The organism is Flavicella sp. IMCC45668 (assembly GCF_057219105.1).
Window position 1 is genome coordinate 2,507,179 of sequence record NZ_CM170114.1, and the last position, 15,893, is coordinate 2,523,071.

The 15,893-nt window shown below is 33.0% G+C and carries 11 protein-coding genes; 5 read left to right on the forward strand and 6 right to left on the reverse strand.

Annotated elements, in window-relative coordinates:
* Positions 1 to 1,791 (forward strand): anaerobic ribonucleoside-triphosphate reductase, encoded by a 1,791-nt coding sequence (nrdD, locus tag AC2DZ0_RS10275; RefSeq protein WP_484641659.1) that lies wholly within the window; start codon positions 1 to 3, stop codon positions 1,789 to 1,791.
* A 64-nt stretch (positions 1,792 to 1,855) separates the two neighbouring features.
* On the opposite strand, the gene AC2DZ0_RS10280 is transcribed toward nrdD, so the two are convergent.
* A complete protein-coding gene (locus AC2DZ0_RS10280; RefSeq protein WP_484641661.1) occupies positions 1,856 to 3,205 on the reverse strand; it encodes a T9SS type A sorting domain-containing protein in 1,350 nt (449 codons plus the stop codon).
* A 184-nt stretch (positions 3,206 to 3,389) separates the two neighbouring features.
* Positions 3,390 to 4,094: a T9SS type A sorting domain-containing protein gene (locus AC2DZ0_RS10285; RefSeq protein ID WP_484641662.1), complete on the reverse strand. Its 705-nt coding sequence runs from the start codon at positions 4,092 to 4,094 to the stop codon at positions 3,390 to 3,392.
* 208 nt (positions 4,095 to 4,302) lie between these two features.
* Here AC2DZ0_RS10285 and AC2DZ0_RS10290 point away from each other — a divergent pair, with 208 nt between their 5' ends.
* Positions 4,303 to 5,610 carry a T9SS type A sorting domain-containing protein gene (locus tag AC2DZ0_RS10290; protein WP_484641664.1) on the forward strand — a complete coding sequence of 436 codons (1,308 nt, stop codon included), beginning with the start codon at positions 4,303 to 4,305 and terminating at the stop codon, positions 5,608 to 5,610.
* Positions 5,611 to 5,684: 74 nt separating this feature from the next.
* On the opposite strand, the gene AC2DZ0_RS10295 is transcribed toward AC2DZ0_RS10290, so the two are convergent.
* A complete protein-coding gene (locus AC2DZ0_RS10295; protein WP_484641665.1) occupies positions 5,685 to 6,086 on the reverse strand; it encodes a glycosyltransferase in 402 nt (133 codons plus the stop codon).
* 170 nt (positions 6,087 to 6,256) lie between these two features.
* Between AC2DZ0_RS10295 and AC2DZ0_RS10300 the strand changes: the two genes are divergently transcribed.
* From AC2DZ0_RS10300 to AC2DZ0_RS10310, 3 genes are read left to right on the forward strand one after another with little or no spacing between them, the layout of a single operon-like run.
* Complete coding sequence (locus AC2DZ0_RS10300; RefSeq protein ID WP_484641666.1) at positions 6,257 to 9,346, forward strand: hypothetical protein; 3,090 nt, start codon at positions 6,257 to 6,259, stop codon at positions 9,344 to 9,346.
* Positions 9,346 to 10,560 (forward strand): hypothetical protein, encoded by a 1,215-nt coding sequence (locus AC2DZ0_RS10305; protein ID WP_484641668.1) that lies wholly within the window; start codon positions 9,346 to 9,348, stop codon positions 10,558 to 10,560. The genes AC2DZ0_RS10300 and AC2DZ0_RS10305 overlap by 1 nt, the downstream gene beginning before the upstream one ends.
* A complete protein-coding gene (locus tag AC2DZ0_RS10310) occupies positions 10,554 to 12,071 on the forward strand; it encodes a glycoside hydrolase family 2 TIM barrel-domain containing protein (protein ID WP_484641669.1) in 1,518 nt (505 codons plus the stop codon). Before AC2DZ0_RS10305 ends, AC2DZ0_RS10310 begins: the two co-directional genes overlap by 7 nt.
* Before the next feature lie 4 nt (positions 12,072 to 12,075).
* Here the strand turns inward: AC2DZ0_RS10310 and AC2DZ0_RS10315 are convergent, their stop codons facing one another.
* From AC2DZ0_RS10315 to AC2DZ0_RS10325, 3 genes are all read right to left on the reverse strand, one after another.
* The gene (locus AC2DZ0_RS10315) at positions 12,076 to 13,254 is read right to left on the reverse strand and encodes a glycosyltransferase (protein ID WP_484641670.1); all 1,179 of its coding nucleotides are present in this window, start codon (positions 13,252 to 13,254) and stop codon (positions 12,076 to 12,078) included.
* A 95-nt stretch (positions 13,255 to 13,349) separates the two neighbouring features.
* Positions 13,350 to 14,582: an oligosaccharide flippase family protein gene (locus AC2DZ0_RS10320; RefSeq protein ID WP_484641671.1), complete on the reverse strand. Its 1,233-nt coding sequence runs from the start codon at positions 14,580 to 14,582 to the stop codon at positions 13,350 to 13,352.
* A 36-nt stretch (positions 14,583 to 14,618) separates the two neighbouring features.
* A complete protein-coding gene (locus AC2DZ0_RS10325; RefSeq protein ID WP_484641673.1) occupies positions 14,619 to 15,755 on the reverse strand; it encodes a response regulator in 1,137 nt (378 codons plus the stop codon).
* Between the last annotated feature and the right edge of the window lie 138 nt (positions 15,756 to 15,893).

A 15,893-nucleotide genomic window follows, 5' to 3' on the forward strand; every position in this document is an offset into this window, starting at 1 on the left:
ATGATACGACTTACAAATGAACAAGTAGACAAAAAAATTAATTTCATCGACCGCTACATCAACTCTTCAAACGCAGCAGACGGCTCAAAAGTAGATGCCAATGCAAATGTGACCTCAAAAAACATCGCTACGATGGAAGCCGAACTCAATAAAGACATTAATATCCAGGTCAACAGAGCGCTGGTTACACGAAAAATAAAAGAGCTCTTTGGAGAAAAAATGGCTCAGGAATACCTGCGTCAAATAGAGGCTCATGAAATATATGTACACGATGAAACATCGTTAAAACCCTATTGTGTTTCTATAAGTATGTATCCTTTTTTATTTGACGGATTGACCAAACTTGGTGGAGAAAGTCAGGCACCACAACATCTAGAAAGTTTTTGCGGCGAATTTGTAAATTTAGTATTTGCGATTAGCTCACAGTTTGCAGGCGCCTTGGCTACCGTAGAATTTTTAATGTATTTTGATCATTTTGCCGCTAGAGATTATGGTAAAGATTATCTAAAAACTAATACCGACATCATTGAAAATCATCTACAACATGTTGTTTATGCCGTCAATCAACCCGCAGCCGCAAGAGGATACCAATCCGTTTTTTGGAATATCTCCTTGTATGACCAAGCTTACTTTAATAGTATGTTTGGCGATTTTGTTTTTCCAGACATGAAAAAACCAAAATGGGAAAGTCTAAAGAAACTTCAAGATTTTTTTATGAAATGGTTCAATAAAGAAAGAACTAAAGCTATTTTAACTTTTCCAGTTGTAACCGCGGCAATGCTCACAAAAGATGGCAAACCAGTAGATACAAGCTTTACTGAAATGTGTGCTCAAGAATTAAGCGAAGGAAATTCCTTTTTTATCTACCAATCAGAAAATGCAGATAGCCTGGCCTCTTGTTGTAGGTTAAGAAATGAAATTAGTGACAATACCTTTAGTTATTCATTAGGTGCAGGAGGAGTTGCCACGGGCTCCATCAATGTTATTACTCTAAACATGAATAGGCTTATTCAGAAGAATGCCAATATCATCGAAGAAGTTCAAAAAATCCACAAATATCAAGTCGCATATAGAACACTTATTCAAGAATATATGGATGCTGGACTTTTGCCTGTTTACCAAGCTGGTTACATCTCCTTAGACAAACAATTCTTAACCATTGGAATCAATGGAATGGTAGAAGCCGCAGAAAGCCAAGGGTTTATTGCTAGTAACAACTCTGATTATAAAAGCTTTGTAAATCACTACCTGAAACAAATTTTTGATGAGAACAAAAAAGCCAAGGAAAAATATGGTTATATGTTCAATACTGAATTTGTACCAGCCGAAAATTTAGGTGTCAAAAACGCAAAATGGGATAAACAAGAAGGACTTTTGGCTTCAAGAGATTGCTACAACTCTTACTTTTATGCAGTAGAAGACAATGATATCAACACCTTAGATAAAATTATTCTACACGGAAACGAAATCATCAAATATTTAGATGGTGGTTCTGCTTTGCATTTAAACCTTGAAGAAGCGCCAAACAAAGAGGGATTTGTAAAATTAATTCATGCCACTGCAAAGGCTGGGTGCAACTACTTCTGTTTCAATATTAAAATAACCGTTTGTAGAGATTGTAATCATATAGATAAACAAACTAAATACCATTGCGAAAAATGCGACTCGAAAAACATAGACCATGCCACCAGAGTTATTGGCTATTTGAAAAAAGTGGCTAGTTTTAGTTCCGACCGACAAAAAGAACATAATTTAAGGCACTATCATACCGAAACCGTGGAAATGGTTTAAATACAAAAAACCTCATATCTGTAGATATGAGGTTTTATTTATATTTTGAATTTCTAGAAACCTGTTACTCCTTCACAAACTTTGAAGTTGCCACGCCACTCTCAGAAGTCAACCTAATCACATAAACTCCACTAGTTAAATTAGAAACATCTAGGCTTCCTTCAATAGAAACAGCAGATAAAACCGTATTTCCTAACAAGTCTAATATTTGTGCTGAAATTATAGATTCCTCTGTTGAAATAGATAATTCATTCTGTACTGGATTTGGATGAATTTTAAAGTCAAAAGAATTTTGAGATGAAGCACTAGCAGTTGCAGCCAAAATCAAATATCCGTCCATATCTAAAGTAACCGCCTCACCCGGATTAGCGCCACCTACTAGTACTATTTTAGCAATTTGAGTTGCATCTAATGATGTACTTGAACTACCGAAACGAATATTACTAGGATTTGCACCATCAAAATCATATCCTGTTATATACAACTCCGAGTCTATACCCCATAACTGAGCTGCATTACCATCAAAATTCACACTCTTTCCAGCTGCTATCGTTAAATTCACATCGGATTCTAGAAATAATCTCAACTCTCCAAAATCATTTTGATTTTCATTAATTGTAATATTAGTAATTGTGTAATTGAAAAACTGCCACCTCTTCAACTGAAAAGCATTTTCACTATTTATTACCGCGGTATATGTTTTAGGGCTACCATCTGAACCATTTTGTGACGTTATAAAATCATCGTAAACAGGAAGAGCATCTCCTTGGTCATTCACGTTTAGCGTTATCCCTGAACCTCCTATCCTTAGATTTCTCACTGCGTTGGCATCAAAACCCGCATTAAGGTTATACGTCCCAGCTCCTTCAAAAAATAATTCAGTATCCCCAGCTGATTGAGTTATGGTACCAGACATATTCACAACTCCTGCATTATCTATACGCAGCGGTGTTTTCAAATCAATACTGGAACTTAGGGTAAATGTGTTTTGCGAATTTTGATTTTTAAAATATGAACGACCACTGAGACTATTTTCGATAATAACAGGTGTATTCATCTTAAAGTTGTTCCCAGCAGCATTTGCACTGTATATTATAGCTGAAGTCTCATTATTAGTAGAACTAGTTCCAGCTGTATTTACATCAATAGTTAAGGTATTTGGGCCATTAATTTGAACATCTCCAGAGGTGAGATCTAAAGATTTAATTTCTAAATCATAATCCAATTGACTTACAGAAATAGCCGTCTCAACTATATCTGACGATACTGAAATGGGTTTTGTTCCATCTGCCCAGTTAGCATCTTCATTCCATGATCCATCCCCTGAACCACTGTTATCAAAAACTTTAGCTTGCCCAAATATTATGCTATTCGTCAAAGTAAATAATAAAACTAAAAAGTAACTTTTTTTCATAATAATATTTTAAAATTCAACAAAATTTCTGCAGAATCATCAGATTCTCTGACTAAAATAATCTTTTTTAAATAATAAAAAAAGAAAAAAAAAACACTTAAAAAACTAACGTTGAAACTACTAAAACAAAAACACCTCTAACCATTACGATTAGAGGTATCCCTAAAAAAATATAAAAATTTAATTATTGCTTCACAAACTTTGAAGTTGCCACGCCACCCTCAGAAGTCAACCTAATCACATAAACTCCACTAGTTAAATTAGAAACATCTATGCTTCCTTCAACAGAAACGGCAGATAAAACCGTGTTTCCTAATAAATCTAATATTTGTGCTGAAATTATAGATTCCTCTGTTGAAATAGATAATTCATTCTGTACTGGATTTGGATAGATACCAAAGTCAAATGCGTTGGCGATAGAAGTTGATAGTGAACCTGCCTCTACAACTTCTATAACAATATCCTTTGCAGTACCCCAACCTGAAACATCTTCTGCCGAATAATTTTTACCATTTAATCGTAAAGTATGATTCCCTAATGCAGTACCAATAGGAATATTATATGCACCATCTACTTCTGTATATGGTGAATCTTCTCCTGGATATGCAAAAATATTGTTGTAAGGGTTTCCTATATTCGTTCCCGTTGCAGGAGAACCTACTTTTACAACCATAAAAGCTCTTTCAATAGTATTTGTACCATGGGTTAATGTAAAGGTTACCATCATATCGGAACCTCTTTCTACTTGAACAGGAGTTGCAAATTCGTCTCCTAACACCCCAGTACCTGAGGTACCATTTATAATAATATTTGAACTATTTTGCCCAATCATAAATACTGAGAATAAACCAATAACAAATTGAAATAATTTAATGTAATTTTTTTTCATCATAAATAAATTTAAAGTTAGACCACAAATTTAAACTCCTTATTCTCATGCAATTGAATCACGATTATCCAAAAGCCTCACTATTTTACCCCCGAAAAAAACAACTTGTAAACATGATAAAAATGAACTAGTTCAAGGTAAAATAAAAGAAACAACTATCTGTTAATGTTTTTAATTTCGGAGTATCACAAATACTAAAACCTTATTTATGAAAACACAACTACTTAAAACCACATGGCTATTTTTTTTAATCACCATACCTTATATCGGATTTTCGCAAACCTATGATTTCAATGGAAGTGCGCAAAGTTGGGTAAAAGGATATGGGGACGGTACTGTAGATCACGATCCTACAGGCGGAGTTTCTATGGACGGAGCCTTAACTTTAGCTAGAGAATCAAATGGTAATGCCAACATAAGAAGAGGCCAAGGTGGAGACGACACTTTTGTTGTTTTAGACAGAGCTTCTGTTAGCATCATCAAGATTCGCTTGAAAAATGAAACTGCAGCAACACAACTTAGAATTCAAGGGTTATCGAGGGCTGATGGAACCACTGGGGAAGGGGTGGCATTTAGCAACATTTCTTATACTATTTCAGCAGAAATGTCGGACTTTGAAACTATTTTTATAGATGTTTCTAGCATTCCAGAAAATGATGAGGTAACACGATTAGATATTTTAGTTAGAGAAAATGGAGCTAATGATGGCGTAAATACCTTATGTATTTTTGATGAAATAGAATTTCAGGCTGCACCTACCACAACTTTTTCATCTTTCACATCAAACCCTAGCTTTGAAGATGCTGAATACATTCATGCTTGGACTCCTGACACCAAACCTTATGGGACCGCAGAGATTATTACTACAGAAAATCATGGATCTGGATCTAATTGCATAAAATTTGAATTAACAGATTTGCAAACAAACTGGTGGGCAACTACCAACAACGATGTCGTAGACCTTGGACAAACTTATGCTGAAGGAACTGTTATAGAAACAACACTTTGGATAAAATCAAATCTTGTAGGAGATGTAAATCTTTTCCTTGCTATAATGGACGCTACCAATACAACAATAGTAAGTAAGACGGAGAATGCTATTTCCAACACAAGTGTAGATTGGCAAGAAGTAACCTACACTTTTACACTGGGTGCTGACAAATCCTTTAGTGAAGCAAAAACAAGAATAAGTTTCCCTCCAACAAATGCCTTTGCAGCTGGCTCAATAATCTATGTGGATGATATGACCACAACAATTACTCCACCTGAAGCATCTGTAGAAAAAAACACATTGCAAGGAGTGAGTATCTATCCTAACCCAGCGAGTGATCAATTAAAAATTATTGCTCCTGACAATAGTTCCTATAAATTATACGACCTAACTGGTACTTTGGTCGCATCTGGTTCAATCACTGCCAATCAGAATATTTCTGTTGCAAACATAAAACCTGGTTTGTATATAGCCCAAGTTGCAAACAATGGTAAAACAGCAAACATCAAGGTAGTTATTAAATAACATAACTAAAAATTGAATAAAAAAAGGAGCTAAAATTAGCTCCTTTTTTTATTCAATTTTTATTCTTGGTAAGGTTATTTTCTGTTAGATTGACGAACATTATGTACTACTTTTTCATAAAATTCATGTTCATTTACAACAATTGCAGTATCGATAGTTTTTTTTAGTTCTTCGAAGCTCATTCTAAAATCAATTTCTATATACTGTACATAATCGATATCTTCATTGGAATTTAAAAATCTAGTCCCCGCCTTTACAACATTACCCTGATTTTTATTTTTTTTGACATCTAAAACACTGACCCCTGTATTTGACTCCTTTTTAAAATATTTCAAAATATTCAGCGTATTGTCCGTGCTTCCATTATTAACAAAGCAAAAATGTAAATGAGGGTAAAGCTCTATCAACCCTAATATATTTGATAGATTTAAGCCTTCTTCAATATTCCGACAAGGTAGTATAACTCCAATATTCATAAGTCCTGTTTAGATTTTCGACTAATTTAACCCTTGAAAGACTAAAAAAAGTAAGAACTTCGATGAGTAGCGGTTTTCCTTCGTTGAATATCCTTTAAATTAAGATTATAAATAATTAGAAACTATTAATTTTATTTTAACTAAATTATGCCGTAAAAACTGCTTCTTACATGAAGAAACAAACCAATAAATATCTGATAGTAGCGTTGCTATTTGGTATCTTATTTCATGGCACCGCAATCTTTTTCACACTTGAAAAAACCTATGATGCGTTGATCCATTTGTTTTTTGCTGAGCACTACTCAACTTCATGGTTTGAACCTTGGAATTACAAGTGGTACACAGGATTCACAGTGATGAGTTACCCTCCATTAGTACACCAATTTATTGGTTTACTTTCCTTTATAGGCGGATTAAAATTTGGTCTTTTTACGGTAGCCTTTATAGCCATTATTTTATTTATCACTGGTAGTTATAGATTTTCTTTGTTGATCACGGGCTCTAGGAAGTCTGCGGGATATGCCGCAGTGTTAGCGGTATTCTCTTCAACATTTATTGAAACACTGCACTTATTCGGTCAACTACCGAGTATTATTGGTGCTTCTATCTTGATGCACTCCCTGCCTGAAATTTACAATTGGTTAAAAACCGGTAAATATAAATATTTAGGAAATTCCCTTTCTTTAATGGCAGTCATGGTGTGTTCACATCATGTTACTCCAATATTCGGAATGGTTTTCTTTATTTTTCCATTAATAGGCCAAGTAATTCTAGATACTGCAAGTGATAAAGTAGGAAGCTTCCAGAAAGTTAGTTTCAGGCTTTTCCTTCAAACCTTTGCAAAACTTTTTAAAAGGATTATCAGCTTTGGACTTGTCTCGTTGTTTTTAATTGTTGTTTGTATTCTTCCTTATTGGATCAACACAAAAAATAACCCCATAACTCAAATCCCAATTCCACATGGGTCTCGAGATAATTTCTTAGAGGTTACCTCATCAGGATTAGTATTCTTTTTAATTCCTTGGGGAATTTTATTGGCAATTTTACCTTATGTATTTTACAGATACTACAGTAAAAGATACATCTGTTTTGGTATTTCTATTACAGTATTAACTATTTTAGGAACAGGAGGTACAACCCCTATTCCAAGAATGTTTTTAGGTGAAACAGCTTTTAATATCTTAACCCTAGACAGATTTACACTTTGGGCCTCTTTGATGTCGATGCCAATTTTTGGAGAATTCAGTTACAGAATGACAGAGGGAGATTTAAAGGAGTTGATTCAAGAAAAATATGGCGCCGTATATCATAGGCTTTTTGGAGCCTTGTTGATGTTCTTTTACATCTTTATGGCTATTTTTACGCTAAACCTTGGTTATTTCCGTCCTTCCCAGCCGCAAAAAATAAAAACACTACCGATTACAAACTTTTTAAACCAAGATCAACATGATAAATGGAGATATCTGACTCTTGGTTTTGGTGATCAAATGGCATGGCTCGGGGCAAACACAAAAGCATTAAGTGTTGATGGTAATTATCATTCTGCTAGAAGACTTCCTGAACTTACAACAAGAGCCATAGAGCGCTTAGAAAATTCAAAATTTAAAGGAATTGAAGGTATTGGATCCTTGCAGCAATTTTTAACAGTTCCTGAAAAATATAGTTTGAAATACATCTTCTCAAACGATAAATTTTACGATCCAATTTTATATTTCTGCGGTTGGCAAAGATTACAGCAATTAGAAAATGGTATTATGGTATGGGAAAAACTAAATGTCCCCCCCATAGCCACAATACTAGAACAAGATGAAATTGCCACTTTTCAAAAAGTAATGTGGGGACTAATTCCTGTAAGCACAGTAGTTATAGCAATATTTGTTAATCTTAGAATGATTATTAGAAGGACCCTTAAAACAGAGAAAAACAAAACGGCTCCTTACAAGAAATACGTTTTAAATCATGAAAAATTTCCTTTTAAACTAGTAAAATTCTTACATGTTTGGATTGTATTTCTTATGCTCTGTATCGGTTATGGAGTTTATGAATTTTACATCAAAAACATTTCTCATTATAGTCCAGAAAATGTTGTAAAAGCTTATTACAACGCACTAGATTTTAAAGAATATGAAGCTGCTCATGCCCTTCTCGATCCTAATAAAAAAGTAAAAATTGCTCAATTTATGCTAGAACAATCTGTAAGAGATGGTGTTTTAGGTTCTTATGCTAAATTAGATTCAATGGCAGTTTCTATTACTTATAAAAATGATAGTACTGCTCATGCATGGGTTTATGCCGAGTGGATTACTCCTCTTGAAAAAATTAGCAGAAAATCCGAACATGACATGGTATCACATGATGGGGAGTGGTTTATTAAATTAAAAAAATTAGATTACGACCTTCCTCCAAACCAATTATATGTTGATAATGGGACGCAATATTTCAATCACGGAAGAAGAAAAACGACCACGGAACAAACATTTCATGAGGATGTATTAAAACGTCCTGTATTAGAAATTTTAAGTTCAAAACTAGTTAAAGTAGACAAAAGCTATGCACTAATTGGTGAAATACAAAATATTGATAACGTACCTGCCGATGTAGTTCTAAAAGGAACCTTATACAACGATGAGAATATTGAAATTGCAACATACAACTGCAAACACACTGCAAAGCATAAATTAATGCCCAAAGAAATTACTAGCTTTAAAATTAACTTTGAAGGGATTGCTTGGTCAAAAACCAAGGATTCTATTCCGAGCACCTTTAATCCAGATGAATTCACCCCTGTAGAATTAAGTCATCAGCCTACAAAATTTAACCTTCAAGCAATAGGAAGTGTGACAACTACAAAAATGTATAAGAACAATGTATTAAATAGAATCAAGGTAAAAGAAGATCATATAAGTGGATTTTTATTCAATAATGGAATTCAAGAAATTACAATTCCTCAACTTTTAATTTCTTATTACAACGAAAATAAAGAACTAATTTGGGTAGAACATTTGTTCATAGAAGAAGGAGTTAGGCAAGAAAGAAAACGTTATTTCAAATATAATTTAAAAGAGTTTGGTAGTCTTAACATTATCAATAGTTCGATGGAAAATTGCTTTGTAAATGGTTTTCCTAATGAAGATATTTCAAATGCAGTTGTACCCAATCGAATTCACAAACATCCTGTTCAGAGACTACAAAGCATTGAAAATAATTTGGCTTGTTATATAAAAATTGAATTAAATAATTTTATCGGAAACCCGAAATAATGAAAACAAGATCTTACATACTCATCTTATTTTTTATTTCCTGTTTTTTAATAACAGGCCAAAACAACACGGATTTACCGAAAATTAAACTTCACACAAATGACACTACTTTTGTTGCTGGAACCTTCCACAGTTTAGACTTTTCGACAACTTATAATTTTACTCCATTGTTATATTTAAACAATAGTTATGGAACTACAGTTATAAAACCTAATAGGATTCAAAAGTTTCTTTTTTATAAAATCCCGAATAACATTTCTAATAAAAGAGGTGTTGTCAACTGGGTACTAACACACAACAAAAAACAACTGCTATCCGGGGAAATTACTATTATTAGTGACACCATTGTTTCTAAAATAGAAACCTACGTTGGCCCTCCAAGTATTGAAGCAGGGGGTAGAGATTTTTCTATGTCTGTTATGATTCCTACCGATACTTTAGACAACCCTGTTATGGATAATTCTAAAGTTATTTTCAAAAAACAATTCTTAACCCGAGAAGACTCCACTGCACTAGCTGTTCGTGATTTATTTTGCTACAGAAAAATTTATTCTCCAACAAAAACAGGTAGATTTTTAATCTCATCTGCTTGTTACAACAAACAATCAACAGAACACACCCTTAATGTTTGGGCATCATTACCAACAGATTTCACAATTTCTTCTCACAGCAATCACATGTATGCTGATGGTAATCAAATATGCACCATAACCTCTTCTATAATTACAGATGCCTACGGAAACCTTGTGAGTGACGGTACTGCTGTAGAATTAGTGATAAAAGACAAACAAGGAAATATTCTTTCTGCAAACGGAAACACCATTAATGGAGTGGCGATTGCAAAATTAGTACACCCTGATCATGCCCAGACTTGGAACGTAAAAGCTTATGTATATGGTATGGCAGAAAGTAAAACTATTACCTTAAATTTTAAACAGGCCATCAAAGACTTTGAGGTTGTTTTTTCTGAACATAATAGAGAAATTACCATTGGGCCTTTAAAAAGTTTTATGCATCAAATGATTCCTGATGGATTAAGAATAGAACTGGATATCACAAACCAAGATCGTTCTCATAAATACATGGTTCATACCTCTAAAGATGGATATGCTACTTTTTATTTAGATCCTGAAAATTATAAAAACGAGACCTATAACTTTAAAATTAAAGCGGCAGGGATCTCAAAAATATTTAAAAACAAAAGAGTATGGTAAGTTTAAATAAATTAACGATTCGTATTCTATTAATCCTAATATTTATGTCTATAACTGGCTTATTTGTTTATGGAATTTCTTCTCTTTTTACTTTTCTAAATACCGGAGCAGACAGGTCCAAAATGTTACGTGGTGAAGTTTATAAAACCCAACAATATATCCCTAACTTAAAATGGGCTCCCATTCGAAATATTGGAAGAAGAATGGATAAACAGACACTAATGAATGTTGAAAAAAACTATTTAGATGCCTGGTATATAAAAAATGTTGCTTATCAAATAAACTCAATTAAAGGAATTGAAGATTATTATACGGACAGTGCAGAAAAAAACTTGTTTGAATTTATTGATTTTAACAAAGAAGAGAATATACATATAGAAGCAACTACTTTAGAACACAATCCAAACATCAATTTTTTCAGTGAAGATGGACAACTTATTTCATTAACGGATTATGGTGTCAAAGAATACCAACGTATTTATAAGAATGATTCTTTATTGCTTGAAAACCAGGATGTTTTCGATTATAAAGCTATTTTATTGTTAGAAGATGGCTTTTGGAGAATTCGTCACCTAGTTAAAGAGCCTTCTGTTAAAAAAATTAAAGCGACTCCTCAGATGGAGCCTTATCCTGACTTTAAAATAAAAGGCATTAATTACTATCCAAAAAATAGTGCGTGGGACACTTTTGGGGAAAACTTTGACCCTAAAGTATTGGCAAAAGATTTTGAAATAATTAGAGAGGCAGGACTCAATACTATTCGAATTTTTATTCAATACGAAGATTTTGGAAAAGCAGAAGTTATCCCTGAAAAACTAAATAAATTAAAAGCATTATTGGACGTAGCTGAACAAAAAAATCTAAAAGTAATTGTTACCCTTTTTGACTTTTATGGCGACTATTCTGTTTTGGATTGGACATTGACTATTAGACATGCTGAAATCATTGTGCAACAATTCAAAGAACATGAAGCCATATTGGCTTGGGATGTGAAAAATGAACCTGATTTAGATTTTGAGTCAAGAGGGAAAAAGAAAGTATTATCATGGTTACATCAAACGATATCCACAATAAAAAGAATCGATCAAAAACATGCGGTTACTGTGGGGTGGGCAAAGATTGAAAACGCAACCCTATTAAAAGACAGACTCACATTGATTACATTTCATTATTATGAAGATATTTCCCTATTTAAGGATGCTTATTTAAACCTTAAAAAGAATATTCCAAACAAACCCATAGCATTAGGAGAATTTGGAATTTCTTCTTATCGTGGAATTTGGAAACCTTATGGAACATCTGAACGTGCCCAAGAAAAATTTCATAAAACAATGCAATCTGTTTTCAAAGAAAACAACATCCAATTTTTATCTTGGACTTTGTATGATTTTGACCACATTCCTACGGCCGTTGTAGGAAAATTACCATGGAGAAAAAATGCACAGAAAAAATTCGGTTTTATCAACTCTAAAGGGAAACCTAAAAAATCTTTTACTTATATCTCAAATTAGTAAATTATTTTGTTTTCGATATCTTTTCAAATTCGGTTAGATATTTTCTGGTAATTACTTCCATCGGAAGGGCGGTAGCAGCTTTGTAATTTGCCTTCCCTAATTCAGTTCTATACTTCTCATCTACAGCAATCTTTTCAATTGCATTTGCCAAATCTGTAGTGTTTTCTGGCAAGAAAAATTCTCCACGATACCCTTCCTGCTCAACCAAACTTGCTAAGTCTCCTAAATTAGTCATAACTACCGCCTTTCCATAACTTCCTGCCTGATGTAAAACCCCAGAGCTACCCGTTGTAGAAGTATAAGGAAATAGCACCATGGCACTTTCGTTGAACAACGGAGCCACCTCAACCTCTTCCACATAGCCTGTAAACACAAGCTGTTTTACATCTTTGTATTTTTCTTTTACACTTTCAAGGTAACCTGGAACATTTGGGTTGTCTGTACCTGCAATCACTATTTCCATATCTAAATCAGATCTTTTTCTTAATTCTTCAACAGCTTCTATTACAATCTCAACCTTTTTATAAGTACCAAATTTCCCAAAGGTCATAATTTTTAAAGGACCTTCAGGGAGCTGATAATTAGGTTCTTCAGGGATTTCAAAAGTTCCATGAGGGATATGAATAATATTATTGGTTTTGTATTTATCTTGGAGAGTCTCTACATATTTCTCCATAGTTACCGCAACTTTATCAGCTTGCAAAATAAATTTTGTAAGCGTTGTACCAATAAAACCGTACACTTTTTGAAGCGTTTTATTTTTGGTAAACCCAGCGCTATCAAGATCTACTTTTTCCATTATATTATGCAACAATACGATGGTCGGAATCTTTTTTAATTTACATCTATAGGGCAACAATAAACTCATTGCAGCAGCGACCTTTTTATCTCCAAATTTCATAAACTGAAGATTGAATAAAACCCCATCAGGTTTTGTTTCTGAGATGGCATTCATCACAGAAAACAAATTGGAATAACTATTAAATTTCCAACACTCTTTAACCGTTATCTTACATCCTTCTTTTTCAAACGCAAGATCCTTTTGCTCTGGAGTATAATCTGTCAATAAAATTAACTCCTCAACATCTTTATGTAACCTAAATGATTTTACTAGGTAATAAGCATATTCCGTTAAGGTAATTTTACTAGGTGGGTAGGCAGTTACAATGGCTAATTTCATATGAGTAATTTTAATTTTTATTAAAAATGCAATTTTTTAAATATTTCTATAGTAACAGTCGCTCAATAACACTTAAACTACGGTGAATTGAACTTTTATGTGGTTATACTCTTTCTTTGATCCTTAAGGTAATATAAAAACTGTGCTACCAACAAGACGAACATAGCAATAATCTGCACCTGAACAACTTGTTCTAAACTTTCATGAAATACTACGATTAACAACACTTGAGAAACTCCTAGTATTGCTAAAAAAAGAACGGGAAAATACCGATCTAGAGACAAATAATAATAAGCGAAAATATTAGACACCGCGAATAAAGAGGTTGCTAAAGCGTATTTCCACAACAAACCTCCCACTCCTATATACTGTTCACCAAACAATAATAATATTATGTACTTTGGAAAAACAAAACAAACCAGTACAATTGAAAAAGAAATCGCAGCAATATAGCCAACATATTTATAGAGGACTTTGGACGTATTTTTACCTTCTTTTTTAAGTTTTACAACTGTAGGCAACAAAATCATTACATACATCCATGCTATAAAATATACCATTCTTCCAATAAGCGCAAGAGAGGCATACAATCCTGCTTCATAACTATCAAAATAATGCTTCACTAAAAGTATATCACTATTATTTATTACAATCTGAGTCATTTCATAGAGTGCTGTCAATGCGAAAAATGTAGTTATTTGTTTCTTCTGAACTTGACTAAGAGATCCTTTCTGAAAAAAAATTATTTTTACATTTTTCAAAGGAAAAACTCCAAAAACAAAAGACAAAACAATACCGAAAGAAATTAAAACAGACGTATCTAAATCTAAAAAATATAGAAAAAGAAAAGTAAACAATACTCTGCTAATCATTTCGGCCTGGTAGGTAATAGATAAAAAGACAAATTGTTTTTTTCCTTGAAAAACACCTCGATTAACGCTCATTAAAAAATAAAACGGGACTCCTATACCAAAATACACAAACATTTGAGAGGAAGTTGTGTTTAAAAAACTTTGTAATGTTTTAGAAAAAGCTACAATAATTCCACCAAAAAAAAGTCCAACCAAAATTGCAATTCCGAATATTTTCTTAGTAAAAATTAAATATTCTTCTTCAGACCATGAATAAGAAAATTTTGCGGTAACAAGCTGAAAAGACATTGCAACAAAGGATACAACTAACAAAAACGTGATCAAAACGGCTGCATCTGCAAACTTTTCAGGTCCTAAAACCCTACCCAAAATTAAATTATATAAGTAGTTTCCTCCATTAACGAGTAAACCACTTAACATAAATATTTGTTCAGGAGATATTTTTTTCCCTTTCATTACATTTAGCATATCCATAGCAAAAATAGACTAATTTTAATTTCTATATTTCACAGCAATCTCTCCTAATTGCCCCACAATTTTTAAAGAATCTTTCATGGAAAGTTTAGATCCATCTGCATGAATCCATCTTTTCAAGGGTTGCTCACAAATCATTGAAACCGCCTTTTCCTTACCATAAATATTACCCATTCTTTTAAATATTTCAACGTCAAATAACCATCTCGTTAAAAATTTATCTTTAAAGACTACTTTCACTAAATCTCTCCTTATGATTTTTGCACCACATTGCGTGTCTTTAAAATTCATTCCTAAAATTTTTCTGATGATAAAATTAATTGTCAAACTAATAATTTCACGTGCAGACTCTTTATTTATATCTGCCCCCATCCTAGCAATACGAGAACCACTTACAATCTGAAAATCTGAATTTTCAATGGTATTTACCAAATCGTCAAAATCTTTAAAATCTGTAGATAAATCGGCATCTAAATACCCTAAATAATCCAACTGAGGATCTTTTACCAAATGCAACATTCCTTGTCGGACAGCTTCTCCTTTCCCCCCGTTTTTCTCACAATCATAAACAGAAATAAAATCTTCTCTACCTTTTGCCAAGTCTTTTAACACCTTCAAAGTATTATCTTTACTTCCATCATTTACAAAACATAAATGATATCCTAAATTACTATCTAGAAAATCAGTAAATTCTTTACTTAACAATCTGGTTTCTTCGTTATAACAAGGGATAACAACCCCTACACAGCTCTTAGAAATTTGTGCGTTATTAGAAACACGTTTGCTATCAAAGTTTTCTGGAACCCCTATCAACCTTCTAACCCTTACGGATATTTCACTAAGTTGAACAGGTTTTTTCATATAGTCATCAATCCCTAAATCAAAACCATCTACTATAGTATCCTCATCAGTATTTCCTGACATTATCATAATTGATAATTTTTTGCCTTCGGATCGCAATTGCTTTACAATATCCAACCCAGACATTCCATCCATATTAATATCCACAATCAATAAGTCGGGATTAAAATTATCTATCAATTTCAATCCATCTTTACCATTCTGTGCTGTTTTTATCTCGTACCCTAAACTGGACAAATGCTTCTCTAAGGATAAAAGAACCAATTGTTGATCATCAATAGCTACTATTTTCATATATTTTTTTTTATATTTAAAAGGTTCGGTCAATCATTTTAAACGTATCAACTAAAGTTAGTGAATTTTTTCTAATTTTAGTTTAGGTTCAAAACTATTAGAAACAGAAGTGAAAGATCAATTCATTTCGATGAATGA

Excerpts from the sequence above, each read along its gene's own strand:
- AC2DZ0_RS10315 (WP_484641670.1), bottom strand. The coding sequence starts at position 13,254 with ATGAAATTAGCCATTGTAACTGCCTACCCACCTAGTAAAATTACCTTA.
- AC2DZ0_RS10300 (WP_484641666.1), top strand. The coding sequence starts at position 6,257 with ATGAAGAAACAAACCAATAAATATCTGATAGTAGCGTTGCTATTTGGT.
- AC2DZ0_RS10325 (WP_484641673.1), bottom strand. The coding sequence starts at position 15,755 with ATGAAAATAGTAGCTATTGATGATCAACAATTGGTTCTTTTATCCTTA.
- AC2DZ0_RS10310 (WP_484641669.1), top strand. The coding sequence starts at position 10,554 with ATGGTAAGTTTAAATAAATTAACGATTCGTATTCTATTAATCCTAATA.
- nrdD (WP_484641659.1), top strand. The coding sequence starts at position 1 with ATGATACGACTTACAAATGAACAAGTAGACAAAAAAATTAATTTCATC.
- AC2DZ0_RS10295 (WP_484641665.1), bottom strand. The coding sequence starts at position 6,086 with ATGAATATTGGAGTTATACTACCTTGTCGGAATATTGAAGAAGGCTTA.
- AC2DZ0_RS10290 (WP_484641664.1), top strand. The coding sequence starts at position 4,303 with ATGAAAACACAACTACTTAAAACCACATGGCTATTTTTTTTAATCACC.
- AC2DZ0_RS10280 (WP_484641661.1), bottom strand. The coding sequence starts at position 3,205 with ATGAAAAAAAGTTACTTTTTAGTTTTATTATTTACTTTGACGAATAGC.
- AC2DZ0_RS10285 (WP_484641662.1), bottom strand. The coding sequence starts at position 4,094 with ATGAAAAAAAATTACATTAAATTATTTCAATTTGTTATTGGTTTATTC.
- AC2DZ0_RS10320 (WP_484641671.1), bottom strand. The coding sequence starts at position 14,582 with ATGAAAGGGAAAAAAATATCTCCTGAACAAATATTTATGTTAAGTGGT.
- AC2DZ0_RS10305 (WP_484641668.1), top strand. The coding sequence starts at position 9,346 with ATGAAAACAAGATCTTACATACTCATCTTATTTTTTATTTCCTGTTTT.